This is a genomic window from Streptomyces aureus, assembly GCF_000725495.1.
Classification (GTDB): Bacteria; Actinomycetota; Actinomycetes; order Streptomycetales; family Streptomycetaceae; genus Streptomyces; species Streptomyces aureus_B.
In genome coordinates this window covers 216502-242233 of record NZ_JNZD01000005.1, presented here as the reverse complement: position 1 = coordinate 242233, position 25732 = coordinate 216502, and the positions used below count along the sequence as shown (strand labels likewise).

Annotated in this window: 19 protein-coding genes; 11 read left to right on the top strand and 8 right to left on the bottom strand. The window is 72.9% G+C overall.

Going from position 1 to position 25732, the window contains the following annotated elements; all coding sequences use genetic code 11:
* Positions 1–209: 209 nt before the first annotated feature.
* From IO36_RS11025 to IO36_RS11015, 3 genes are read left to right on the top strand one after another with little or no spacing between them, the layout of a single operon-like run.
* Positions 210–479 carry a hypothetical protein gene (locus tag IO36_RS11025; RefSeq protein WP_037619402.1) on the top strand — a complete coding sequence of 90 codons (270 nt, stop codon included), beginning with the start codon at positions 210–212 and terminating at the stop codon, positions 477–479.
* Positions 479–2635 carry a 4-alpha-glucanotransferase gene (malQ, locus tag IO36_RS11020; protein WP_051900300.1) on the top strand — a complete coding sequence of 719 codons (2157 nt, stop codon included), beginning with the start codon at positions 479–481 and terminating at the stop codon, positions 2633–2635. The genes IO36_RS11025 and malQ overlap by 1 nt, the downstream gene beginning before the upstream one ends.
* A gap of 56 nt (positions 2636–2691) precedes the next feature.
* Positions 2692–2931, top strand: a complete 240-nt coding sequence (locus IO36_RS11015; RefSeq protein WP_037618868.1) for a hypothetical protein — start codon at positions 2692–2694, stop codon at positions 2929–2931.
* 357 nt (positions 2932–3288) lie between these two features.
* On the opposite strand, the gene IO36_RS11010 is transcribed toward IO36_RS11015, so the two are convergent.
* On the bottom strand, positions 3289–3909 hold the full coding sequence (locus IO36_RS11010) for a TetR/AcrR family transcriptional regulator (protein ID WP_078943114.1): 621 nt from the start codon (positions 3907–3909) through the stop codon (positions 3289–3291).
* A gap of 102 nt (positions 3910–4011) precedes the next feature.
* Between IO36_RS11010 and IO36_RS11005 the strand changes: the two genes are divergently transcribed.
* Entirely contained in the window at positions 4012–5526 is a 1515-nt protein-coding gene (locus tag IO36_RS11005; protein WP_037618866.1) for an FAD-dependent monooxygenase, read from the top strand.
* A gap of 196 nt (positions 5527–5722) precedes the next feature.
* On the opposite strand, the gene IO36_RS11000 is transcribed toward IO36_RS11005, so the two are convergent.
* Positions 5723–6208, bottom strand: a complete 486-nt coding sequence (locus IO36_RS11000; protein WP_037618864.1) for a DUF1203 domain-containing protein — start codon at positions 6206–6208, stop codon at positions 5723–5725.
* A 112-nt stretch (positions 6209–6320) separates the two neighbouring features.
* Between IO36_RS11000 and pepN (IO36_RS10995) the strand changes: the two genes are divergently transcribed.
* Entirely contained in the window at positions 6321–8900 is a 2580-nt protein-coding gene (gene pepN, locus IO36_RS10995; RefSeq protein ID WP_037618862.1) for an aminopeptidase N, read from the top strand.
* 71 nt (positions 8901–8971) lie between these two features.
* Here pepN (IO36_RS10995) and IO36_RS10990 read toward each other — a convergent pair whose 3' ends face one another.
* A complete protein-coding gene (locus tag IO36_RS10990) occupies positions 8972–9991 on the bottom strand; it encodes an aspartate-semialdehyde dehydrogenase (RefSeq protein WP_037618861.1) in 1020 nt (339 codons plus the stop codon).
* Positions 9992–10298: 307 nt separating this feature from the next.
* Between IO36_RS10990 and IO36_RS10985 the strand changes: the two genes are divergently transcribed.
* Both IO36_RS10985 and IO36_RS10980 read left to right on the top strand, forming a co-directional pair.
* The gene (locus IO36_RS10985) at positions 10299–10826 is read left to right on the top strand and encodes a sigma-70 family RNA polymerase sigma factor (protein WP_209441183.1); all 528 of its coding nucleotides are present in this window, start codon (positions 10299–10301) and stop codon (positions 10824–10826) included.
* 1 nt (position 10827) lies between these two features.
* On the top strand, positions 10828–11610 hold the full coding sequence (locus IO36_RS10980) for a hypothetical protein (RefSeq protein WP_037618858.1): 783 nt from the start codon (positions 10828–10830) through the stop codon (positions 11608–11610).
* Between the two features lie 198 nt (positions 11611–11808).
* On the opposite strand, the gene IO36_RS10975 is transcribed toward IO36_RS10980, so the two are convergent.
* Positions 11809–15117, bottom strand: a complete 3309-nt coding sequence (locus tag IO36_RS10975; protein ID WP_037618857.1) for a S8 family serine peptidase — start codon at positions 15115–15117, stop codon at positions 11809–11811.
* A gap of 243 nt (positions 15118–15360) precedes the next feature.
* Entirely contained in the window at positions 15361–15930 is a 570-nt protein-coding gene (locus IO36_RS10970; RefSeq protein WP_037618855.1) for a CGNR zinc finger domain-containing protein, read from the bottom strand.
* Between the two features lie 126 nt (positions 15931–16056).
* On the opposite strand from IO36_RS10970, the gene IO36_RS10965 reads away from it, so the two are divergent.
* The 4 genes from IO36_RS10965 to IO36_RS10950 all read left to right on the top strand — a co-directional run bounded on the left by IO36_RS10965 (position 16057) and on the right by IO36_RS10950 (position 20799).
* Positions 16057–16521 (top strand): VOC family protein, encoded by a 465-nt coding sequence (locus tag IO36_RS10965; RefSeq protein WP_037618854.1) that lies wholly within the window; start codon positions 16057–16059, stop codon positions 16519–16521.
* Between the two features lie 14 nt (positions 16522–16535).
* Complete coding sequence (locus IO36_RS10960) at positions 16536–17450, top strand: pyridoxamine 5'-phosphate oxidase family protein (RefSeq protein WP_037618853.1); 915 nt, start codon at positions 16536–16538, stop codon at positions 17448–17450.
* A 259-nt stretch (positions 17451–17709) separates the two neighbouring features.
* Positions 17710–19491, top strand: coding sequence for a TIGR03767 family metallophosphoesterase (locus tag IO36_RS10955; protein WP_037618852.1), 1782 nt, complete (start codon positions 17710–17712; stop codon positions 19489–19491).
* Between the two features lie 90 nt (positions 19492–19581).
* Positions 19582–20799, top strand: a complete 1218-nt coding sequence (locus tag IO36_RS10950) for a serine hydrolase domain-containing protein (protein WP_078943113.1) — start codon at positions 19582–19584, stop codon at positions 20797–20799.
* On the opposite strand, the gene IO36_RS10945 is transcribed toward IO36_RS10950, so the two are convergent.
* The 3 genes from IO36_RS10945 to pepN (IO36_RS10935) all read right to left on the bottom strand — a co-directional run bounded on the left by IO36_RS10945 (position 20796) and on the right by pepN (IO36_RS10935) (position 25577).
* Positions 20796–21362, bottom strand: coding sequence for a cysteine hydrolase family protein (locus IO36_RS10945; RefSeq protein WP_037618850.1), 567 nt, complete (start codon positions 21360–21362; stop codon positions 20796–20798). The two genes, IO36_RS10950 and IO36_RS10945, sit on opposite strands and share 4 nt — an antisense overlap.
* A 183-nt stretch (positions 21363–21545) precedes the next feature.
* Positions 21546–22598 carry a hypothetical protein gene (locus IO36_RS10940; protein ID WP_037618849.1) on the bottom strand — a complete coding sequence of 351 codons (1053 nt, stop codon included), beginning with the start codon at positions 22596–22598 and terminating at the stop codon, positions 21546–21548.
* A gap of 384 nt (positions 22599–22982) precedes the next feature.
* Entirely contained in the window at positions 22983–25577 is a 2595-nt protein-coding gene (gene pepN / locus IO36_RS10935) for an aminopeptidase N (RefSeq protein ID WP_037618848.1), read from the bottom strand.
* Positions 25578–25732 lie beyond the last annotated feature (155 nt).

Here is a 25732-nt window from a genome sequence, read left to right as displayed (position 1 = left end):
CCGAAGTGCCGGGATTACCCCAGCCTGGAGGGGCGGTCGGGGTATGCGGGACGGACACGGATTGTGACCAGAGCCACGTTGTCCGTCCGGGGGCGTCTGCGCTCGCGCCCACGGGGTAGGGCTGCGATGACCGCCCGGTGCATCCGTTTCCGGCAGGAACCGCCGGAATGCCCCCGGCCGCCGTATCCGACCTCGACAAGGAGGCCCCCGTGGCCGCATCGGCACACCTGCTCCTCACGGCCCTGTCCGAACCCGCGGCACGGGCGTCCGTCCCCGGCCCGCGGACCGGCCGCGCCGCCGCCGGGCCCGAGGGCGCCGACCCGTGCGCCTCCGGCGCGGAGGGTGCCTGCTCGGCGGCGCCGCTCACCAGCGAACCCCCGCTGCCCGACGCCGAGCCGCTGACCAGCGAGCCGCCGCTCGCGGACGCCGCGCACCTGACGAGCGAACCCACCTCGGCCGGCGCCGCCTCGGGGGCCTGATGGCACCCACCGGGTCCGACGAACCGCCGCGGACGGCCTCGGAGCCGGCTCCGCCCACGCCCCTGTCCCGGCTCGCCGAACTGCACGGCGTCGCCCCCGCCTACAGCCCCTCACCGGGCCGCACGGTCGCGGCGCCCGACAGCGCGCTCGTGGCGGTCCTCGCGGCCCTCGGCGTCGACGCGAGCACCCCCGAGGCCGTCCGGGACGCCCTCGCGCGGCACGAGGCGGCAACGGCGGAGCGGCTGCTGCCGCCGACGCTGGTCGCCTGGGGCGGCCTCGCCCCGGCCCCGCTCGCCGAACTTCCGGCGGGCACCCGTCTGCGGATCGCCACCGAACAGGGCGAGGAGCTGACCTCGGCCGGACACCTCCCGCCGGGCGTCCACCGGCTGTCCGCCACCGCCCCCGACGGCCGCACCGCCGACACCCACCTCGTCGTCGCCCCCACCCGGCTGCCCGCCCCGCCCGGACGCGCCCACGGACTCCTCGTCCAGCTCTACTCCCTGCTGTCCCGGCGCTCCTGGGGCATGGGCGACCTCGGCGACCTCACCGAGCTGACCGCCTGGGCCGGACGCGCGCTCGGCGCGGGATTCGTCCAGGTCAACCCGCTGCACGCGGCCGTGCCCGGCGAACCCACCGACCCCTCCCCCTACCGGCCCTCCTCCCGCCGCTTCCCCGACCCCGTGCACCTGCGCGTCGAGGACGTCCCCGAGTACCCGTACGCCGAGGACCGCGACCGGCTGTCCGCGCTGCTGGAACGCGCCGGACGACTGCGCGACTCCGTACTGCGCAAGGGCGCCCTCATCGACCGCGACGCCGTCTGGGCCCTCAAGCGCGAGGCGCTCGAAGCGGTGTGCGCGGTGCCGCTCGGGCCCGGACGCCAGGCCGCGTACGACGACTTCCTCGCGGAGGAGGGCCGGGCGCTGGAGGACCACGCCACCTGGTGCGCGCTCGCCGAGGTGCACGGCTCCGACTGGCGGAGCTGGCCGACGGCCCTGCGCGACCCCCGCTCGGGAGCCACCGCCCGTGCCCGCGCCGAGCTGCGGCACCGCGTCGACTTCCACGGCCGGCTCGCCTGGCTCACCGAGGCCCAGCTCTCCGCCGCCCAGCGCTCCGGGCGCGAGGCGGGCATGAGCGTCGGGCTCGTGCACGACCTCGCCGTCGGCGTCCACCCCGACGGGGCCGACGCCTGGGCCCAGCAGGAGTACTTCGCGGCCGGCATGTCCGTCGGAGCGCCCCCGGACGCCTTCAACGCCCGCGGCCAGGACTGGGGGCTGCCGCCCTGGCGCCCCGACCGGCTCGCCGCCTGCGGCTACGACCCCTACCGCCGGCTGCTGCGTGCCCTCCTGCGGAACGCGGGCGCCCTGCGCATCGACCACGTCATGGGCCTGTTCCGGCTCTGGTGGATCCCTGCGGGCGGGCCGCCCACCGAGGGCACCTACGTCCGCTACGACGCCGAGGCGATGCTCGCGATCCTCGTCCTGGAGGCCTCACGCGCCGGGGCGCTGGTGATCGGCGAGGACCTCGGCACGGTCGAACCCGGGGTGCGCGAAGCGCTCCAGGAACGCGGGGTGCTCGGCACCTCCGTGCTGTGGTTCGAACGCGACTGGGAGGGGGACGGTCTGCCGCTGCCCCCCGAGGCCTGGCGCGCCGACTGCCTGGCCACCGCCACCACCCACGACCTGCCGTCCACCGCGGCCCGGTTCACCGGCGAGCACGTCGAACTCCGCGACCGGCTCGGCCTGTCGACCCGCCCCCTCGACGAGGAACGGACCGCCGCCGCCACGGACGTCCGGGAGTGGCTGGCGCTGCTCTCCCGGCTCGGTCTGCTGCGCGGCCCGAGCGGCGGGTCCCCCGCCTCGGCGGAGGAGGCCGAGATCCAGGCCGTGCACCGCTTCCTGCTGCGCACCCCGGCCCGGCTGATCGGCGTCTGGCTCCCGGACACCGTCGGCGACCGCCGCCCGCAGAACCTCCCGGGCACCTGGGACGAGTACCCCAACTGGCGGCTGCCCGTCGCCGACGCCGAGGGGCGCCCGGTGACCCTGGAGGAACTGGCCGCCTCACCCCGGCTGCACGCCCTGATCGACGTGCTGCGCGACCCGGGCGGCCCCGCCGGATCGCCCGAGGGTCCCCAGGACCCCGCGGGGCGTGCCCCGTGACCTCCGTACGGCACCCCGGGCGCGCGGGCCCGACAGGTGTTCGCTACGTTTGCACCGTGGACAAGAAGAACGCTCTGCGCGCCGGTGCCCTGGCGGCCGGTACGACGCTGATGATGCTGCTCATGTCGTCCCCCGCGCTCGCGCTGACCCGCGACGACGGCGACGACCCCGGCTCCGGCCTGAGCGTGATCGAGACGCTCGGCCTCTACGTCGTGCTGCCGATCGTGCTGTTCGCGGGCATCACCGCTCTCGTGATGGTCCTGGACAAGTCCCACAAGCAGCCGAAGCAGGGCTGAGCGCCCCCGCTTCACCGACTCTCCGAAGGGGGAGTCCCCGCACCGACCGGCGCGGGGACTCCCCCTTCGTGCTTCGTGCTTCGTGTTTCCGGGGGCCGTGAGCGGAGCGGGCCGCCGGGGGTCCGCCGCCCGTCATGGGCAGCCGCCCGGTTCTCCGTGGCCGAGACCTGCCCGGACCTTGCGGGACGGCCGGGCTCCGTCCGGACCTGCCGGGCCCCCGCCCGGACCTGACGGGCTCTGTCCGGAACTGGCGGGCTCTGTCCGGGACTCCCGGGCCCTGCCCCGACCTGACGGGCCCCGTCCGGACCTGCCGGGCTCGGCCCGGAACTGCCCTGCCCTGCCCGGCCCCGCCCGGGCCTACGGGTGTGGTGCCGTCAGATAGCGCTGCACCGTCGGGCCCAGCCACGCCACGATCTCGTCGCGGTGCAGTGCGACCGCCGGGGGCAGCCGCAGGACGTAGCGGGTGAGACCGAGCCCGAGCAGTTGCGAGGCGCAGAGCGCGGCGCGGGCGGGAGCCTGCTCCGGGTCGGGGCAGGCGAGCCGGGCCACCGGCGTGAGCTGGTCCCGGAAGATGCCCTGCATCCGTTCGGCGCCCGCCGCGTTGGTCACGCCGACCCGCAGCATCGCGGTGAGAACCTCGTTCTCCTCCCACAGGTCGAGGAAGTGGCCCACCAGGACACGGCCGACGTCGCCCCGGTCGAGGGCCTCCGGATCGGGCAGCCGCAGATCGACGTCGAGCACCGCCGCGAACAGCCCCTCCTTCGAGCCGTAGTAGCGCATGACCATCGACGGGTCGATGTGCGCCTCGCGGGCGATGGCGCGGATGGTCGCGCGCTCGTAGCCGTCGGCCGCGAAGCGCTCGCGGGCCGCGGCCAGGATCGCGCCGCGCGTGGCGTCGGACCGCCGAGGTGCCGCCGCGGGCACGGGGCCGGACCCGCGCCGTTCCGGGCCAGGCTCGCGCTGTTCCTCGAATCGCATGCCAACAACCGTAGGCCAACAGGTGTTGACGGTCCAGTGACGGCTCTCTATGGTTGCAAACAGGCGTTGGCCAACAAGTGTTGGCAAACTGAGGAGGCCGTCATGACCGGCGAGACGCACGAGCCCGGCACCACGAGCGCACAGAGCACCTCCACCCCCCGTCAGGTGATCGTCGTCGGCTCCGGCCCGACCGGCCTGCTGCTGGCCGGCGACCTCGCCACCGCCGGCGTCCCGGTCACCGTCGTCGAGAAGCGCCCCGGTGGGATCAGCAACCTCTCCCGCGCCTTCGTCCTGCACGCCCGCACACTGGAGCAGCTCGACGCCCGCGGGCTCGCCGACGGCCTGGAGCGCGAGGGCGAGGCACTGGACCGCATCCGGCTCTTCGGCGGACTCGCCCTCGCGCTGGACACGCTGCCCTCCCGCTTCAACCACCTCCTGGTGATTCCGCAGTACGAGGTGGAGAAGGCGCTGCTGCGGCGGGCGCGGGACACCGGGGTGCGGTTCCTGCACGGGACGGAGGTCACCGGACTGCGGCAGGACCCGGACGGGGTGACGCTCGCGGTCCGCGGTCCGGACGGAGAGCCCGGAGAGCTGACGGCCGACTACGTCGTCGGGACGGACGGCATGCGCAGCGCCGTGCGGACGGCGATCGGGCTGCCGTTCCCCGGCCGCTCGGTCATCCGGTCCGTCGTGCTCGCGGACGTCCGGCTCGACGAGGAACCCGAGTCGCTGCTGACCGCGAACGCCGTCGGCGACGCGTTCGCCTTCATCGCACCCTTCGGCGACGGCTACCACCGCGTGATCGGCTGGCACCGGGGCCGGGACGTCCCGGACAGCGAACCGCTCGGACTCGACGAGGTCAAGGAGATCACCCGGCTCGCGCTCGGACGCGACTACGGCATGCGCGACGCCCGCTGGATGTCCCGCTTCCACAGCGACGAGCGCCAGGCCCCCGCCTACCGCGTGGGCCGGGTCTTCCTCGCGGGCGACGCCGCGCACGTGCACACCCCGGCCGGCGGCCAGGGCATGAACACGGGGCTCCAGGACGCGGCGAACCTCGGATGGAAGCTGGCCGCGGTGTTCAACGGACAGGTCGACGCGGCCCTGTTGGACACCTACCAGGCCGAACGCCACCCCGTCGGCGCCTCCGTGCTGCGCAGCAGCGGCGGCATCGTCCGCCTCGCGATGGCCAAGCACCCCTGGACGCGGGCGCTGCGCAGGGCCGTCACCGCGGTCGTCGGCCACGTCGGCCCCGCGCGGCGCAGGGCGATCGGCCGGATCACGGGCATCGGATACGCCTACGGGGCGCCGCGCGGTGCCCACCCGTCGGTCGGTACCCGCGCCGCCGACGTCCGGCTCGGGAGCGGCCGGCTCTACGAGGCACTGCGGGGCGGGCGGTTCGTCCTGATCGCCCCGCCGGGAAACGAGACCGGGGAGACCGGGCGGGCCGGTGAGCGCGCGGGCCGTCTCGCCGTGGAGCACTGGGCGGGGGAGCGCCGCACCACGGTGCTGGTGCGGCCCGACGGATACGTGGCCTGGGCCGCAGAGTCCCCCGACGCCGCCGCGGTCGAGGCGGCCCTCGCCGCCGCCGTGGGGGCGGCGGACGCCATGGCCTAGGCAGGCGCGGCCGTCGGCGGAGAGAGGCGGGCAGGCCGGTGGCCCGCCCGGGAACGCCCGCCCGGGAACGCCCGCCGCCCTGGTGCCGGGAACCGGCCGAAGGCGGCGCGCGGCCCGGCGACCACCCCGACGGGCGACCACCCCGACGGGCGACCACGCCGACGGGCGACCACTCCGACCGGCGAACGTCCGCCGGCTACGCGCCCCGGCCCCGCCGCACCTCGTACAGGAAGCACCCGAACTCCACCGCCCGTACATGGACCAGGGCCACGTCCGGGTCCGTGAACGCCTCGGCGAAGGCCTCGGGGAACTCCTCCGGGGTCTCCACCAGCCGTCCGCCCAGGATGTGCCCCCGGGCCGAGTAGCGGCGGACCGTGCGGTGGGCGTTCGTGAACGGGAGGGCGTCCGTGGCCGGGCCCGCGCACTCCTGCGCGTGGACGAAGACCGGACCCGTCTCCTCGTACGGGCCCGGCTCGGCGCCCGTCTCCCGCGCCCAGCGGCGCAACGGGGCGTAGGAGACCAGCGCGATGCGCTCGCCGGGCTCGCTGCGGCGCAGACAGCAGCGCAGCGGGGACCCGCCCTCCGCGTCGGTCGGCGGCACGGGCCGGCGGCCGGAGTCGTCGGTGTCGCGGAGCTCCTTCAGGGCGGTCCGGCCGATGGGCCGCGCGGTGTACGTCGTCATGCACCGAGGATCACGCCGGTGACGCCCCGGCACCGGCGGTAAACGGACATCGCGTTCCGTGCGGGTCCCGTGGAAGGATGGCGCAACCCACACATAACGAGGAGATGACCGCGTGCCTGGCACAAACCTGACCCGCGAAGAGGCGCAGCAGCGCGCGAAGCTGCTCACCGTTGACTCGTACGAGGTCGAACTCGACCTCTCCGGCGCGCAGGAGGGCGGCACCTACCGGTCCGTGACCACGGTGCGCTTCGACTCCGCCGAGAACGACGCGGAGTCCTTCATCGACCTGGTCGCCCCGGCCGTCCACGAGGTCACGCTCAACGGCGACGCGCTCGACGCGGCCGAGGTCTTCAAGGACTCGCGGATCGTGCTGCCCGGCCTCCTGGCGGGCCGCAACGTCCTGCGCGTCGTGGCCGACTGCGCCTACACCAACACCGGCGAGGGCCTGCACCGGTTCGTCGACCCCGTCGACCAGCAGGCCTACCTGTACACCCAGTTCGAGGTCCCGGACGCGCGCCGCGTCTTCGCGTCCTTCGAGCAGCCCGACCTCAAGGCCACCTTCCAGTTCACGGTGAAGGCGCCGACCGGCTGGACGGTCATCTCCAACTCGCCGACCCCGGAGCCCAAGGACGACGTCTGGGTCTTCGAGCCGACGCCGCGGATCTCGTCGTACATCACCGCCCTGATCGTCGGCCCGTACCACTCCGTGCACAGCGTGTACGAGAAGGACGGCCAGTCCGTGCCGCTCGGCATCTACTGCCGCCCCTCGCTCGCCGAGTTCCTCGACTCCGACGCCATCTTCGAGGTCACCCGGCAGGGCTTCGACTGGTTCCAGGAGAAGTTCGACTACGCCTACCCGTTCACGAAGTACGACCAGCTCTTCGTGCCCGAGTTCAACGCGGGCGCGATGGAGAACGCGGGCGCGGTCACCATCCGCGACCAGTACGTCTTCCGCTCCAAGGTCACCGACGCCGCCTACGAGCTGCGCGCCGAGACGATCCTGCACGAGCTCGCCCACATGTGGTTCGGCGACCTCGTGACCATGGAGTGGTGGAACGACCTGTGGCTGAACGAGTCGTTCGCCACCTACACCTCCATCGCCTGTCAGGCCTATCACCCCGACAGCCGCTGGCCGCACTCCTGGACCACCTTCGCCAACTCCATGAAGACGTGGGCGTACCGGCAGGACCAGCTGCCCTCCACCCACCCGATCATGGCCGAGATCCGCGACCTCGACGACGTGCTCGTCAACTTCGACGGCATCACGTACGCCAAGGGCGCCTCCGTCCTCAAGCAGCTCGTCGCCTACGTCGGCATGGACGAGTTCTTCCGCGGCGTCCAGGCCTACTTCAAGGCCCACGCGTTCGGGAACACGCGCCTGTCCGACCTGCTCGGCGCCCTGGAGGAGACCTCCGGACGCGACCTCGGCACCTGGTCGCAGAAGTGGCTCCAGACCGCAGGCATCAACATCCTGCGCCCGGAGATCGAGACCGGCGCCGACGGCGTCGTCACCTCCTTCGCCATCCGCCAGGAGGCCCCGGCCCTGCCCGCCGGCGCCCAGGGCGAGCCGACGCTGCGCCCGCACCGCATCGCGGTCGGCCTCTACGACCTCGACGCCGACACCGGCAAGCTCGTGCGCGTCGAGCGGATCGAGCTGGACGTGGACGGGGAGCTGACCGCCGTCCCGCAGCTCGCCGGCAAGCCCCGCCCCGCCGTGATCCTGCTCAACGACGACGACCTGTCGTACGCCAAGGTCCGCCTCGACGAGGACTCCCTGGCCTTCGTCACCGAGCACCTCGGCGACTTCGCGTCCTCCCTGCCCCGCGCCCTGTGCTGGGCCTCGGCGTGGGACATGACCCGCGACGCCGAACTCGCCGCCCGCGACTACCTCGCGCTGGTGCTGGCCGGCATCGGCAAGGAGTCCGACATCGGCGTCGTGCAGTCGCTGCACCGCCAGGTGAAGCTCGCCATCGAGCTGTACGCCGACCCGACCGCCCGCGAGGCGCTGCTGACCCGCTGGACGGACGCCACGCTCGCCCACCTGCACGCGTCCGAGGCCGGCGGCGACCACCAGCTCGCCTGGGCCCGCGCCTTCGCGGCGACCGCACGCACGCCGGAGCAGCTCGACCTCCTGGAGGCGCTGCTGGAGGGCCGCGAGACCATCGAGGGCCTTTCCGTGGACACCGAGCTGCGCTGGGCGTTCGTGCAGCGGCTCGCGGCCGTCGGACGCTTCGACGAGGCGGAGATCGCCGCCGAGTACGAGCGCGACAAGACCGCCGCCGGCGAGCGGCACGCGGCCACCGCCCGCGCCGCCCGTCCCACCGAGGAGGCGAAGGCGGAGGCGTGGGCCTCGGTCGTCGAGTCCGACAAGCTCCCGAACGCCGTGCAGGAAGCGGTCATCGGCGGGTTCGTGCAGGCCGACCAGCGTGAGCTGCTCGCCCCGTACACGGACAAGTACTTCTCCGTGGTCAAGGAGATCTGGGACGCCCGCTCGCACGAGATCGCGCAGCAGATCGCGACCGGTCTCTACCCGGGCGTCCAGGTCTTCGAGGAGACCCTCGCCAAGACCGACGCGTGGCTGGCCTCGGCCGAGCCCAACGCGGCGCTGCGGCGGCTCGTCTCGGAGTCCCGCTCCGGCGTCGAGCGCGCCCTGAAGGCACAGGCGGCCGACGCGGCGGCCGCGACCGCCTAGGCACGCGGAACGACCCCGAGGGGGCGGGCACCGGCCGGTGCCCGCCCCCTCGGGCGTGGTGGACGCGGCTGTCAGCCCTCGTTGAGCTCGGCCGCCACCAGCTCCGCGATCTGGACCGCGTTCAGCGCGGCGCCCTTGCGGAGGTTGTCGTTGGAGATGAACAGCGCGAGACCGTGCTCGGCGGTCTCGTCCCGCCGGATGCGCCCGACGTACGAGGCGTCCTTGCCGGCGGCCTGGAGCGGCGTCGGGATGTCGGACAGGACGACACCCGGGGCGCCCGCGAGCAGCTCGGTGGCGCGCTCGACGGAGACCGGACGGGCGAAGCGGGCGTTCACCTGGAGCGAGTGGCCGGAGAAGACCGGCACCCGGACGCAGGTGCCGGAGACCTTGAGGGCGGGGATCTCCAGGATCTTGCGGGACTCGTTGCGCAGCTTCTGCTCCTCGTCGGTCTCGTTCAGACCGTCGTCGACGATCGAACCCGCGAGGGGGAGCACGTTGAAGGCGATGGGGCGCTTGTAGACCTGCGGCTCGGGGAAGTCGACCGCCTCGCCGTCGTGCGTCAGCCGGTCGGCCTCGCCGACGACCTTCAGCGCCTGCCCGTGCAGCTCCGCCACACCGGCCACGCCCGAACCGGACACCGCCTGGTAGGTGGTGGCGACCAGGGCTTCGAGGCCCGCCTCCTCGTGCAGCGGCTTCAGGACCGGCATCGCGGCCATCGTCGTGCAGTTCGGGTTGGCGATGATGCCCTTGGGGCGGTCCGCGATCGCGTGCGGGTTCACCTCGGAGACGACGAGCGGGACCTCGGGGTCCTTGCGCCAGGCGGAGGAGTTGTCGATCACGACCGCGCCCTGGGAGGCGACCTTCTCGGCCAGCGCCTTGGAGGTGGCCCCGCCCGCGGAGAACAGCACGATGTCCAGGCCCGAGTAGTCCGCCGTGGAAGCGTCCTCCACCGTGACCCCGTCGACGACCGTCCCGGCCGAACGGGCCGAGGCGAACAGACGCAGTTCCGTGACCGGGAAGTCCCGCTCGACGAGGATCTTGCGCATGGCTGTGCCGACCATCCCGGTGGCTCCGACGATTCCGACCCTCACGGCGACTCCCTTGACGTGCGTTCTACGTGGTCCAGCGCTTCCATCATGCGTCTGACCCGGGCCCGCGTGTCCAATCCTTTCGTCACGCCGCTCGAGGAGTGGGACGCCGGAAGGCGCCCCGCCGGGCCCCGATCCTGCGGCGGCCGGGCGTCCGGGTACGAAGAAATCGCCCGGTGACCCGGGGCGGCCGCAAGCCGTACGGTGTGCCCGCGGTCACCCGAGGGGGCCCGGTGTGACGTACGACTCGAACCGGTCCGAACGTTTCGGCCCGCACCGGCGTCGTAGAGGGGACGCGGGGAGGGGAGGGGTGGCTGTGCTGCGCAGAAGGCCACGTCGGGCACAGGGGGCGGACGATCCCCTGGACGCGACACAGGAACGCCGGGTGCGGGCGGTGCTCGCGCTCGGCGGCGTACCGCAGGCGGACCTGCCGGACGGGGTACAGCAGGTCCGGCTGCGGTTGCTGGAGCGGGCGGCGAAGGGGGACGAGGCGCCGCGCGACGTGTCCGCCTGGGCGGCGGTCGTCGCCTCGAACCTGGCGATGGACTGGCACCGGGCCAAACGCCGGCAGGAGCGGCTCGGGGAGCGTCTGGCCTCCCTGCGCCAGTGGGAGCAGCCCTCGGACGAGGAGTCCAGCGTGCTGTCGCTGGCCGTCGCCCAGGGCCTGGACGAACTGCCCGACGCTCAGCGCCAGGTCCTCGTCCTGCGGTTCTACGCCGATCTGCCGGTCCGGGACATCGCCGACGAGCTCGGCATCCCCGAGGGCACGGTCAAGAGCAGGCTGCACACGGCGGTCCGCGCGCTGCGCACCCGCCTGCACGAGGACGAGGTGGTGTGACGTGGCCGAGTACGAAGATCTGGACGCGCTGCTGGCCGCGATCACGGACGCCGAACTGCCCGAGGGCGCTCGCGACGACGTCGTGTTCATGGCCGAGCACCGGTCGGCCGCCGCGGACGTGGACGTGCTGCGGGAGCAGCTGATCGTCATCGGGGACGCGCTGGCGGACGCCGGCCGGCCGGCCGAGCCGGGCCGGGACCGCAGGCCCGGAGCGGCCGGACGGTACCGGCGGGCCCGGGGGCCGCGGGCGGCCGGGAGAGGGCGGCCGGGGGGCGGGCCGAAGGAACGCTCCCGGCATCCGGGCGCCCTCGTCGTCGCCACGCTGGTGGCCGCCGCCATGGCCTCCCTGGTGATCGGGATCGGCTGGCTGGCGGCGCAGGGCGGATCGGACTCGAAGAACGCGCAGGCGTCGTCCGACGCCAAGGCCGACAGCGGCCGCGGCGGCGCGGGCTCGCTGAGCGCCCCCGGCTACATCGCCTGCTCCCGGCTCCTCGTGGAGGGCACGGTCACGAAGGTGGCCGCGGTCCCCGGCACCGCGCAGGACCGGATCACGCTGGACGTCTACCACTACTACAAGCCGGCCACGGGCGCGAAGGAGGTCACCTTCCTGATGGACCAGGACGTCGACCCGCGGCTGCACCGGGGCGACGAGGTGCTGGTCGGCATCCAGCGGCACGCCTCGACGCCCGACATCTGGACCACCGGCGAGCAGGAGATCGCCCGCGACCGGTCCTGGATCGTCAAGGCACTGCCCGAGTCCCGGGCGACGCGCTGCGCCGAGTGACGCCGGGTCCCCGGGGGTTGTGCCGTGACGCGGGACGCCGGGTCCCCGGGGTTGTGCCGTGACCGGTGACGCCGGTTCCCGGGGATGCGCCGCGCCCCGGCACCCGGCACCCGGCGGGGGAAACGCGAAAGGGCGGGCGCCCGTTCCCGGACGCCCGCCCCCTGCCCCGGACCGCTCGCGCGGCCGGGGGTCACACCGCTACGGAGTGACCTTGTCGATCTTCACGCTGCCGAGGCCCGCGACCGTGCCGCGCGCGTTCACCAGCTGGACCTGCCCGAAGAACTCGCGTCCCTCGGGCGCGGGCGCCGCGGCGGTGACCGTGCCGGACACCGTGGCCGAGGCGCCGGTGGCGAGCTTCACCGGGGTGGTGCCGTCGACCGAGACCGTGCCGAGCGCGCTGGAGAAGAACACGTCCCGGTAGTCGTAGGCGGTCGAACCCGAGGGCACCGAGTAGCCGGCGACCTCGATCGTGTAGGTCCCGGCGGCGGGGGAGGCGATGGAGACGGCCTCCTCCGAGTCCCCGTCGGCGGACTGGCCGACGACGGTCCCGGCGGCGTTCTTCACCGTCAGGTCGAGGTCGGCGGCGTTGTCCGAGACGTTGCCGATGGCCACGTCGAGCGAGGCCGCGCCCGCGGGCACCTCGACCGTGGTGACCTGGGTGGCGCCCTCGGTGATGGTCGGCCGCGCGTTCTTGGAGGAACCGAGCGGACCGCCCTTCAGGGTGCCGTCGAGCGCCGCGAACTTGTTCGTCACCTTCCAGGAGGCGGTGGCCGGGGTGCCGACCTTGGCCTCGGGGACGGTCACGACGGCCGGGTCGAAGGCCGCGCCGAGCACGGCGACGTCGAGCTTGTACGGGTTGTCGAGCAGCGGCGAGGTGCGGCGCGCCTCGACCTCGATCTCCCAGACGCCGGGCTGCGGGGCGGCGTACGAACGCACGTCGGGCTTGCAGCCGTTGCCGTCGAGGTAGTTGTTGTAGCAGTACGGCGTGCTGGTGTTGTCGACCGGGACGCCGTAGGGGTGGATCGCGATGAAGCGGGTCTGGCTCTTGTCCTTGAGCCCGCCGATGGCGACCTCCAGGGACGTGGCGCCCTCGGGGACCGTCACGAAGTACGAGGTGGTGCTGTTGCGCTGCACCGAACCCGAGGCCGCGTAGGTGTACTTCACCGGCGAGGAGACCACGACGGTCGTCAGGATCTGCTTGTCGACGCCCTCGGTGCGCGGGTCGTCGACCTCGAGGATCGCGCTCTTGAGCCCGGCCGACTTCGGCGCGGCCTGGACCTTGACGGTCACCGGCTGGTTCAGCGGCAGGTTCACCTCGTCCTTGCCGAGGATCCGGAACGTGTCACCGGCGTTGTTCTCGAAGGACAGCTCGTGCCGGACCGCCCGGTCCGGGCCCGAGGTGCGGGTGACGGTGACGTCGTACGTCTTGCGCTGGCCGGCCTTGAGGCCGCCCTCGCGGTCGTACAGGCCGGTGCCGAAGCCCGGGGTCTTCAGCGCGTAGTCGATCGCGGTGTCGACCGGCGCCTTGACGGTGTAGTCGTGGGCGGTGGCGCCGTCCCGGATGGAGTCCCAGGCGGCGTCGATGTCGATCAGGCCCGCGCCCTCCGCGTACGCCTGGACGCCCTTGATGTGGTCGGCGGTCGACGTCAGCGCGGTGCGCAGGGTGGCCGGGGTGAGGGCGATGCCCTTCTGCTTCGCGGCGCTCAGCAGCAGCGCCGAGGCACCCGCGGCCTGCGGGGAGGCCATCGAAGTGCCCTGGAGCATCGAGTAACCGGCCGGGAGGGAGTAGCCCGCCTCGGCGACCGGGGAGCCGGGCAGCCAGGTCTGGGTGGAGTTGATGGAGGCGCCGGGCGCGCTCAGCGTCGGCGTGAAGCCGCCGTCCTCACGCGGGCCGCGCGAGGAGAAGGGCAGCATCGCGTACTTCGTCTCCACCTGGGAGCCGTAGTTGGCGGCCCAGGTCTCCTTGGAGATGGTCGCGCCGACCGAGATGACCTTGTCGGCCAGGCCCGGGTCGCCGATGGTGTTCGCGCCGGGGCCGGAGTTGCCGGCGGAGATCACCAGCTGGACGCCGTAGGTGTCGATGAGACGCGTGTAGAGCTCGGCGCGCGCGTTGTTGCCGTCGTTGAGCGCGGGCAGACCGCCGATGGACATGTTGACGATGTCCACGCCGCGGTTGGCGACGAGGTCGATCATGCCCTCGGTGAGCGCCACGTTGGTGCAGCCGCCGGTCCAGGTGCAGGCGCGCGAGGAGACGATCTTCGCGCCGGGCGCGGCGCCGTTCATCTTCCCGCCGAACAGCCCGTTGGCGGAGGTGATGCCGGCGACGTGGGTGCCGTGCTCGGACTCGATGACGCCGATGTTGACGAAGTCGGCCTTCTTGCCGACCCAGGTCCCGCCGTACGGGTCCATGGGTACGTCCTTGCGGATCTCCACGACGAACGGCTGCCGCTCGACGACGTCCGTCGCCGGGTTGTCGGTACCGAAGTAGCCGATCTGGAAACCGTCCTTGTACGGCTTCATCGGGGTGTCGTCGGTGAAGTCGCTGTTGTTGTTCAGGTCGACGGTGACCGTGCCCGCCGCCGGGTCGTAGAGGACGCCCCACGCGTCGGTGGTGTCACCGTCGCGGTTCGCGTCGCCCGCGGCGTCGCCGCCCGCCGTCGCCGACTCCCGGAACGTGCTGATCTCGTACGAACCCGCCGGCGCCGTCCACGTCTTGCCGCTGTACGTGAAGGTGGGCCCGGCCACCGGGGTGACCATCGGGCGCCAGGTCGCGTCGCTGTCGAGGATCGGGTCGGTCGACGTGACCCAGTCGACGATCTTGCGCTCGCCGGTGGTGGTCTTCTGCAGCGCGGGGTGGCCCAGGTCGACGCCGGAGTCCAGGATGCCGATGGTGATGCCCCGGCCGTCCGCCTTCGGGTGGTCCTTGACGAAGTCGACCGCACCGGTCTCGAAGGACGGGTTGTACGGGTTGGTGGCGGGGGTGTTCTTGCCGGGACCCGAATAGGTGGTGGCCGTGGAGGTGTTGGAGCCGTGCCGGGCCGTGTCGGCGCTCGGGGTCGGGTCGTCCAGCGCGATCTCCTGGCGCAGGTCGATCCCGTGCACCGAGGAGAGCTTCGCGGCGGCGGCGATGGCCGCGTCCGCCCTGCCCGTGGGGACGGTGGCGCGGACGTAGCCGAGCTTGTCGTAACTGCGGCCCACCGAGCCGCCCTTGACCGCGTCCAGCTCCTTGGCGACCTGCTCGGTCTGGCCGGGAGCCGTCGCGATCATCATCGTGACGTTCTTGTCGCCGTTGGCCTTGGCCTCGGCGAGCAGGTCGGCGTCGTTCGAACCGAGTTTGGCGGCGGCGGACTTGGTGCCGGGGTCGGCCGTGGGCGCACCCGCGTCCGCGGAGAAGGCCATGGGTATCGGCCCGGCCGCGGAGAGCGCGGCCACCAGGCCCGCTGCCATGGCCAGGCGGGCCACGCGTCTCGCGCCCGATATCGGTGCGCGCTGAGGGTCGGAGATCATCTGCATCCCTTGTAGGTAAAGGAACGAGCGCGGAACGACCGGTTCCGGCGGTTCTTTCGGGACCGGCCGCATCAGTCCGGAATGTGGACCCGGATGACCGCTCAGCTTTACCCAAGGGGTAGTTGTTTGGGGAGAGTTGACCAAGCGGGGATGGACGCATGGCGTACTTCCGCCATGCGTCATGCCGTCGATGACCCGCTATGAACGGATATCCCGGACGGCTCGGTGTCTCGCTTTGTCGATTCAGCTCTCTTTTGTGCGCGCGTAGTGGCGGGACGCCTTCGCGCGGTTACCGCAGGCCGCCATCGAGCACCAGCGGCGGGTGCCGTTGCGCGAGGTGTCGAAGAAGTGCAGGACGCACGCCTCGTGGGCGCACCGCCGGATGCGGTCCGGGGCAGCCCGGAGCAGTTCCAGGTAGTCGCGCGCGGCGAGCCAGGCCGGCCCCCAGGAGGGGTCGTCGAACTCCGGTGTCCCGCCCGGTCCGCGGTCGGTCAGCGTCAGCCGGACCCGTCCGTGGGCGAGGACGGCGTCGACCCGGGCCGCGGCCTGCGCCGGGAAGCGGGGGTCCTGGTCCCCGTCCTGCCCGTGGGGGGTGTCGACCGCGGCGCGCAGGGCGTCCCGGGCCTCGAGGGTGTGCCGCAGGACCGTGCCGTCGGCCGGGAAGTCGAGGTCGTTGCCCGCCAGCCACACCGCGAGGCCCTCGGTGTCCGCCAGCAGGTCCCGCACCGCGCCGTCGTGGACCCAGCGGGTGTTGAGCAGGTCGAGCGAGACCGGCTCGCCGGTGAGGGGCCGGGGGTCGGGACCGGTGGACATGGGGGTCTCCCTTCGCTGCTAACCAGTCAAGAGTAGGTCACTGGTTGACGCTCTCGATTCTAACCTTTAATGTCAATGTCAAGGGTTAGCCCCTGTGGGGGCGGCCATCGGCAGAAAGGGACTGTCATGACGCTGCGCACCGGCCACGTCGGCCTGAACGTCACGGACCTCGACCGCTCGCTCGCCTTCTATCGCGACGTCCTCGGCTTCGGGGTGCTGGGCGAGGGCAAGGAGGAGGGCGAAGAGGGCGAGCGGCGGTACGCGTTCCTCGGGCCCCTGTCCGGGGACGGGCGCCCCGTGCTCACGCTGTGGCAGCAGGCGGGCGGCGGCTTCGACGCGGCTCGCGCGGGCCTGCACCACCTCGCCTTCGAGGCCGACTCCCTCGAACAGGTCCGGGAGTACGAGAGCGCCCTGCGCGAGTACGGCGTGACGTTCGCCCACGACGGCGTGGTCGCCCACCGCGAGGGCGCGGTCTCGGGCGGCGTCTTCTTCCACGACCCGGACGGCACCCGGCTGGAGATCTTCACGGCGAGCGGCGCCGGGGAGGCCCCGGCGCCGAACGGCTCCGCACCGACCTGCGGCTTCTTCTAGGACCGGGAGATGTCATGACGTATCACTCCGGCTCGCGGGCGATCCAGGACCGCGTCGGCGTCCGGGACCTCGCCGACCACGTGGGCCGGTCCCTCGGACAGGACATCCGCCCGGTCGCGGCCGCCTTCCTCGAACTCCAGCCCTTCCTGGTCGTCGGCGCGGCGGCCGTGGAGGGCGGAGGCGAAGAGGAGGGCGGCGGGGCGGCTCAGGGCGGGGGAGGCGGAGTGTGGGCCTCGCTGCTCACCGGGCCGCCGGGATTCGTCCGGGCCGTCGGGTCCCGCCTGCTCTCCGTCGCGGGCCGCCTCCCGGCCGGCGATCCGCTCACGGCCGCGCTCGGCACCCGGGGCACCGCCGTCGGCACCATCGCCCTCGACCCGCGCACCCGCCGCCGTATGCGTCTGGACGGCCGGGTCCGGCCGGCCCCCCGCGGCTTCGCGGTGGAGGCGGACCGGGTCTTCGCCAACTGCCCCAAGTACCTCCAGAAGAGGGACACCTACGAGACGGTGCCGGGACGGTCGCCGGGCCCCGCCCGCCACGGCGGGGAACTCACCCCCGACCAGCGGGAGTTCGTCGAGAGGGCCGACACCTTCTTCCTCGCCACCGTCCACGCGCGCGGCGCCGACGCGAGTCACCGCGGCGGCAACCCCGGCTTCGTGCGCGTCGAGACGCCGGGCGAACTGAGCTGGCGCGACTACCCCGGGAACTCCATGTTCCTGAGCCTCGGCAACCTCACCGAGGACCCGCGCGCCGGCCTGCTCTTCCTGGACTGGACCTCGGGAACGGCACTCCAGCTCACCGGCACGGCCCGCACCGAGTTCACCCCCGACGGCGGGCGCACCGTCCGCTTCACGCTCGCCGGGGCCGTCGAGACCCCCGCCGCCAGTCCGCTGTGCTGGTCCGCCCCCGCCTACTCCCCGGCCAATCCGTGAACCGGCGGCCGGCGCACCCGGATCCACCTCCCCTACCCCGCAAGATGAACGCGGAGTGACCCTCCACCGGCCGTTCGGAGGGAACTCCATGGACGCCCAGGGTGCGCCGAGATCGACGTACGGTGATCGGCGTCACCCGTTGCCGTCCAGTTAACGCGCAGGTCATCCCCAGTGCCAACGATCCAGTACGAGCGGGGAGTTCGCCATCCGGGCGCCCCGCGGCCACTGTCGACGCGTTCGCACTCGGGGAGACCGCGCCATGCCGCGCACACGCTCTGTCGCCACCGTACCCGCCCTCAACCGCCGTGCCCTGCTGGCCGCCACCGGCGCGGTGTCCCTCACCACGGGCCTCGGCCTGGCCCTGCGCCCGCAGTCCCCGGCGCACGCGGCGACCGCCGCCCAGGCACCCGTCGCCGACTCCGTCGCCCACGCCCAGAGCCCGGCCTCCGTGTCCGGCCGCGCCCCGGCCGCGCTCGTCCCGTACACCCGCGGCACGACCGTGAACACCGTGGCCGCCCCGCGCTCCGGCTCCACCGGTTACCGCCGGCTCGGCGACGGGGCCGGCTGGAAGCGGGTCGTGCGCGACGAACTCGCCGCGGCCAAGGCGGGACGGGCCGACCGGCGCACCACCCTCGCCGCGTTCGTGCAGCTCACCGATCTGCACCTGATCGACGCCCAGCACCCGCTGCGCCTGGAGTACCTGCGCTCCCAGAACAAGAGCGCCTGGCGCCCGCAGGAGGCGCTGACCGTCGCCGGCGCCGTCTCGCTGATCGAGCGAGTCAACGCCCTGCACGGATCCCCCGTCACCGGCTCCCCGCTGCACTTCGTCATGACCACCGGGGACAACACCGACAACAACTCCAAGACGGAGCTGGAGTGGTTCCTGAAGGTCATGAGCGGCGGCCGCATCACCCCCAACAGCGGTGACCCGCGGCACTACGAGGGCGTCCAGGCCAGCGGTCTGAAGACCTACTGGCAGCCCGACGCGGCCCTGCGCGACGCCGACAAGCAGATCGGCTTCCCGCGCATCCAGGGCTTCCTGGAAGCGGCGATCCGCGAGGTCCGCAGCCCCGGCCTGAACCTGCCCTGGTACTCCACCGTCGGCAATCACGACGCGCTCCCGCTCGGCTGCTACGGATCACGCGGCGACTCCTACCTCACCGACTTCGCCGTCGGCGGCAAGAAGCTGATGTCGCTGGGCGCGACGGAGGCCACCGCGCTCGCCAAGAGCATCAAGAACGGCACCAGCCCCAAGGGCGCCGCGTTCCACGACCTGCTCCGCGCGCACACCCGCCAGATGCGCTCGGTCACCCCCGACGAGAAGCGCGCCCCGTTCACCCCGGCCGAGTACGTCAAGGCGCACCTCGACCCCGCGCACACCGGGCCGGGCCCCATCGGCCACGGCTACTCCACCGCGAACCTCTCCGCGGGCACCCAGTACTACACGTTCCGCATCGCCGAGGACGTCATCGGGATCAGCCTGGACACCACCGACCCCGGCGGCCACTACGAGGGGTCCATCGGCACGGCCCAACTGCGCTGGCTGGAGAAGACCCTGCGCGACAACAGCGACTCGTACGCCGTCGTCTTCAGCCACCACACCAGCAAGACGATGCGCAACACCCACCCCGACCCCGCGCACCCGTCCGAGCGGCGGCACGGCGGGGAGGAGGTCGTCGCCCTTCTCGCCAAGTACGCCAACACCCTGGCCTGGGTGAACGGCCACACCCACAAGAACGAGATCATCCCGCACGCCGCCGCGGGCAACCGTTCCTTCTGGGAGATCTGCACCGCCTCCCACGTCGACTTCCCCCAGCTCGCCCGGATCGTCGAGCTGGTCGACAACAAGGACGGCACGCTCTCGCTGTTCACCACGCTCGTCGAGTCCGCGGCCCCGCACGCCACGGACTTCTCCGACCTCAGCCAGACGGGCCTCGCGGCGCTCTACCGGGAGCTCTCCTTCAACGCCCCCGGCGCCCGCACCGACCTCTCGGGCGCCTCCCGCGACCGCAACACCGAGCTGGTCCTGAAGAAGGGCTGAAAAAGGATCAACCCGCCCGTGCCGGGCAACCCGCCGGCGGCTTCCCGGGTCCGTCCCCCCGACCGAGTCCCACAGCGAGACGGGGAAGACATGAGGGTACGTACGGCACTGGTGGGGGCGATCGTCGCGGGAGCCGCGGTGACGCAGGCGGGCGTCGCGGCGGCGGCGCCCGCGCGGGACGGGCACACGGCGACGCGGGAGGCCGTCCGCGCGGCCGTGCACGACGGGGTGCCCGGGGTGACGGCGACGGCCGTGGACCGCCGCGGCCGCTGGTCCGCCACCGCGGGCGTGGGAGACCTGCGGACCGGCACACCGCGCTCCTCGGCCGACCGCTACCGGGTGGGCAGCATCACCAAGACGTTCGTCTCCACCGTCCTGCTGCAACTGGAGGCGGAGAAGCGGCTGTCCCTGGACGACTCCGTGGAGACCTGGCTGCCCGGCGTGGTACGCGGCAACGGCTACGACGGCTCGAAGATCACCGTCCGTCAGCTCCTGAACCACACCAGCGGGATCTTCAACTACACGGCCGACGACGACTTCGTCGCCACGCACTTCGCGAGGGACGGCTTCCTCCGCCACCGCTACGACACGCTGACTCCCGGACAGCTCGTCGCCGTCGCCCTGGCCCACAAGCCGGACTTCGCCCCGGGCACGTCCTGGAACTACTCGAACACGAACTACGTCCTGGCCGGCATGGTGATCGAGAAGGTCACCGGCCGTTCCTACGCCTCCGAGATCCGCGACCGGATCATCAAGCCCCTGAACCTGCAAGCCACTTCGCTGCCCGGGACCCGGTCGGCGGTCCCCGGGCCGCACAGCAGGGCCTACTCCAAACTGGCCGAGACGACCACCGGAGCGACCTACGACGTCACCGCCCTGAACCCCTCCATGGCCTCCTCCGCGGGCGAGGTGATCTCCGACAACGCCGATCTGGACCGGTTCTACGGCGCCCTGCTGCGCGGCGGGCTCCTGCCGCGCGAGCAGCTGAAGGAGATGAAGTCGATCGTCCGCATCGACGGCGTCCCGAACGGCGGCTACGGACTCGGCCTGCTGGAGCAGACGCTGAGCTGCGGTGTCCGGATCTGGGGCCACGACGGCGGCATCCACGGCTCGTCCTCGGTGGCCGTCACCACCGAGGACGGCCGCCACTCCATCGCCTTCAACTTCAACGGAGACTGGACCGGGAACGCGGAGGCGGTGGTCGAGGCGGAGTTCTGCGGAACACGGCCGGCCGCGGCGCCCCGCTCCGCCGCACCCGCACCCGCCGGGCTCCTGGCGGACCGGCGGCAATCACCGAACCGGCTCTAGCCCTCGGCTCGTGCGGCGAAGCTCACCTTCGCCGTCTCGACCGTCTCCCCGCGCCGGCCGGGCGCGCGCTGCTCCCCCCAGTACAGATTGGTGTGGGCGACGACCTCGGCCGGGGTGGGGGCGCCGTACGCGGTGAGGTCCTCGGTGGTGTGGGCGTCGCCGACCAGCGTCACGTCGTACCCCCGGGTGAAGGCGCTGTGCAGGGTGGAGCGGACGCACATGTCCGTCTGGGCGCCGGTGATCACGACATGGCCCACGGCCCGCTCGGCGAGCAGGTCCTCCAGCTCGGTGGCCTCGAACGAGTCGCCGTAGAGCTTGTGGACGACGGGCTCCGGGTCCTCGCGGACCAGCTCGGGCACGTAACTCCACGACGCGCTGCCGTACTTCAGCTGGTCGTCGGAGTGCTGCACCCAGATCACCGGCACCTCCTCGGCGCGGGCCCGGGCCACGAGGGTGTCGATGTTCGCGGTCACCGCCGCGAGGTCGTGGGCGCCGTCCACCACTCCCTGCTGCATGTCGATCACCAGCAGGGCCGTGTTGGGGCGGTCGGGCAGGGTCGTCATCGCACTCTCCTGTCGCTCGTTCCGGCTCGTCGCGACGGGAAGGCCGGCCGGCTCGGGCCGGGGAATTCCCGCCCTCCCCACACTAGATCGGCCCACTGACAACACCACCGGAACACGGGAGAGGGCCCACGCGGACAGCCCGTGGACCCTCTCCCTCCCCTCCGGGTGCGGCCCGGTCCGTCACTACCGGGGCCGCACCACGACATACGCGGCCGGATCGCGGTCGTTCGCGGCCATGAGCGCGGTGCGCACGAGCGTGGCCTGCTGTGCCATCGCGTCCCTGAGCCCCCGCGGGGTGACGTGGACGACGGTCACGCCCAGCCGCTCCAGCCGCTCGCGGCGGCGGGCCTGCTCGGACCGTCCGGCCTCGGCGCCCCGGAGCAGCGGCCGGGTGTCCAGCTCGAGAGCCACCGCCTGGTCGGGCCAGTACGCGTCGACGGCGCCGAGGTCCGGGCCGCCGGGCAGCCGCAGGGCCACGTTCCACAGGGGGTCGGGCAGCCCGTTCTCGAAGACCATCCGGTACAGACGGTTCTCCGCGATCGCCCGGCCCTCCGCCACCAGCGTGTCCACGGCGTCGATCACGTGCGGGCGGTCGAGTAGCCGGGCGGCCGTCAGCTCCTCCACCACCGCGCGCGGCTCGCACAGGCCCCGGCGCACCGCCTCCGTCAGCAGCCCGCGCACGGCCTCGGCGTCGGTCAGTTCGGCGACCGCGTCGGCCAGCGCGCGCGGGACGGCGGCGACCGGCACACCGGCCACGAACACCGGCTCCGGCAGCACGGTGGTGCGCACGATGCGGACGCAGCCGGTCGACCGCAGCCGGCGCAGCCGGGGGACCAGGACGTCGATCGTGTCGAGGGAGGGGAGCGGCGGGGCGCAGGCCAGGCCGTGCAGTGCCAGTGCCGCAAGGCCGGTGATCAGCGCGTCCGCGCAGGGCCTCGGGGCGGCCGGTTCCGCGGAGCCCGGCTGGGCGGGGACACGGGGTGCCGTACGGGGGGACGGGGGACGGGCGGTGTAGAGCAGCGCGGCGTGCAGCCGCTCCTCGGGGGAGGGCGGACCGGGGCGCAGGAGGTAGACGCCGGGCAGGAGCCGCTGCCAGGGCCCGCCGGGCCGGCACCGCTCGTTGACGTCCGTGGTGGTCATCCCGCGGTCGCGCAACTGGGCGGTGGTCAGGACCAGCCGCCGTACCGGGGACGGCTGGCCGAGGGTGCGGGGGGAGAGCGGGGCGCTGTGGTTCATGGTCCGGGAGTTCCCGCCGGGGCGCCGCCTTCTAACCGCTGTTACCCGCCCGTCGGCGAATCGGGACAACAGCTCCCGAAAGCACGCCTGTTCGGCCGGGGAAAGCCGCTGGTCCGCCCGCGTGTTCATAGGGGTTACGGGTCTGAATACCTGCATTTCGTAACCAATCCGTGCATCGGATCAGTCGACGAATCCGTGCATCGGATCAGTGGACCGGCTCATGTGTCGGATCAGTCGATCAGCGCACGCGTCCGATCAGTCGATCAACGCGCACGGAAGGGCACAGCGCCGGACGGGCCCGGCCTCGGGCCCGGTACGGCGGAGGGCACCGACGCACGTGGCGCCGGTGCCCTCGTCAGGCCGGGTTCCGCTCGGGAAGGACGGTCAGCCCGCGGCGGCGATGTCGCAGGCCTGCCCGCGCAGCGCCCGCGCCAGGTCGTCCCGCGACTCCAGCACCAGCCGGCGCAGCGCGGGCGGCGCGTCCTCGTGCGCCGTCAGCCAGGCGTCCGTCGCGGCCACGGTCGCGGGGGAGTCCTGGAGCATGGGGAACAGCCCGCGGACCACGTCCATGCCGATCTGGATGGAGCGCTCCGCCCACACCCGGTCGATGGCGGCGAAGTACTTCTCGGTGAACGGCGCGAGCAGCTCCCGCTGGGACGGCCGGCCGAAACCGGAGATCGTCGCCTCGACGAGCGCGTTGGACAGCGCGTCCGACTCCACGACCGCCGCCCAGGCCTGGGCCTTGACCGCGGCCGAGGGACGGGCGGCCAGGCACCGGACCTGGTGCCGCTTGCCGGAGGCGGTGTCGTCGCGGGCGAGTTCGGCGGCGAGCACGGACTCGTCGGCGACGCCGTGCGCGGCCAGCGGCTCCAGGAACGCCCAGCGCAGCTCCTGGTCCACATCCAGCCCGTCGACCGTCGCGGTCCCGTCCAGCAGGCCCTGGAGCAGCTGGAGATCGGCCTCGCCCGACGCGACGACGGCGAGGAAGCGGGCCCAGGCGAGCTGGTGCTCGCCGCCCGGCTCGGCGAGCCGCAGCTCCTTCAGCGCGCCCTCGGCGAGCAGCGCCCCGCCCCGCTCGCGCCAGTCGGGCGCCGCGTAGTTGACGAGCGCGGAGTCCGCCCAGGCCTGGAGCATCTGCAGGACGCCGATGTCGGACTCGCGGCCCGCGAAGCGCAGCACCAGGTCGACGAAGTCCCGGGCGGGCAGGATCGCGTCGCGGGTGAGGTTCCACAGCGCGGACCAGCACAGCGCGCGGGCGAGCGGGTCGGTGATGTCGCCGAGCGCCTCGCGCAGCGTGGCGAGCGAGCCCTCGTCGAAGCGGATCTTGCAGTAGGTGAGGTCGTCGTCGTTGACGAGGACCAGCTCGGGGGCGTCCGCCCCGGCCAGCTCGGTGACGACCGTGCGCGGCCCGTCGACGTCCACCTCGGCGCGGGCGTACCGGACGAGCGGCCCGGTGCCGTCCTCGCGCCGGTACAGGCCGACGGCCACGCGGTGCGGGCGCAGTTCGGGGTGGGACTCGGGGGCCTCCTGGAGCACCGTCAGCTCGGCGACGCGCCCCTCGGCGTCCAGGATCACCTGCGGGGTCAGCGAGTTGACGCCCGCGGTCTGGAGCCAGGACCGGGACCAGGCGGCCATGTCCCGTCCGCTCGTCTCCTCCAGGGCCGACAGCAGGTCGCCGAGGCGGGTGTTCCCGTACGCGTTGCGCTTGAAGTAGCGGCGCGCCCCCTCCAGGAAGGCGTCCTGCCCGACGTAGGCCACCAGCTGCTTCAGGACGGAGGCGCCCTTGGCGTAGGTGATCCCGTCGAAGTTCAGCTTGGCGTCCTGCAGGTCGCGGATGTCGGCCGTGATCGGGTGGGTGGAGGGCAGCTGGTCGGCGCGGTAGGCCCAGGCCTTGCGGCGGTTGGCGAAGGTGATCCAGGCGTCGGTGAAGCGGGTCGCGCCCACGTTCGCGAACGTGCCCATGAAGTCGGCGAAGGACTCCTTCAGCCACAGGTCGTCCCACCAGACCATGGTGACGAGGTCGCCGAACCACATGTGCGCCATCTCGTGCAGGATGACGTTCGCCCGCGCCTCGTACGACGTCTGCGTCACCTTGCCGCGGAAGATGTACTCCTCGCGGAAGGTGACGAGCCCCGGGTTCTCCATCGCGCCGAGGTTGTACTCGGGCACGAACGCCTGGTCGTACTTCCCGAAGGGGTACGGGTAGTCGAAGTGGTCGTGGAAGAAGTCCAGACCCTGCTTGGTCACCAGGAACACGTCGTCGGCGTCGAAGTGCGGGGCCAGGCCCTTGCGGCACATCGCGCCGAGGGGGATCTCCAGCTTCGTGCCGTCGTCGAAGGTGCGGGAGTAGGAGTCCGTCACATGGTGGTACGGGCCCGCCAGGACCGCGGTGATGTACGTCGAGATCGGCTTCGTCTCGGCGAACTTCCACACCCCGTCGACGAGTTCGCCGACCCCGTTGCTCCAGACCGTCCAGCCCTCGGGGGCCCGCGCCTCGAAGCGGAAGGGCGCCTTGAGGTCCGGCTGCTCGAAGTTCGCGAAGACGCGCCGCGAGTCGGCGGGCTCGTACTGCGTGTACAGGTACACCTCGCCGTCCTCGGGGTCGACGAAGCGGTGCATGCCCTCGCCGGTGCGGGAGTAGGCGCACTGCGCGTCGACGACGAGCTCGTTCTCGGCGGCGAGGTCGTCCAGCCGGATGCGGGAGCCGTCGAAGACCTCCCCCGGGTCGAGGTCCCGGCCGTTGAGGGAGACGGCCGTCACACGCGGCGCGATCAGGTCCGCGAAGCTCGCCGCGCCCGGCTCGGCGCAGCGGAAGCGGAGCGTGGTGACCGAGCGGAAGGTGCGGGGCCCGCCGGCCGCCTCTCCGGGTTCCGTCTCCCCGACGGCCGACCGCAGGTCGAGGAAGACGTCGTAGCCGTCGACGGACAGCAGCGCCGCCCGCTCCTGGGCCTCGTCGCGGGACAGATTCTCACCGGGCACGGCTGCACTCCCTCATGGCGTCATCGACAGGTGCGAACAGGGCCGATCCTGCCATGCGCTCCTTACTGCGGGCGGCGGGACCGGGGCGACACCGGGGAATCGCACCGGTGCGCGGGAATGGCACGGGCGACCGGCGTTGTTCAAGTCTGAAACAT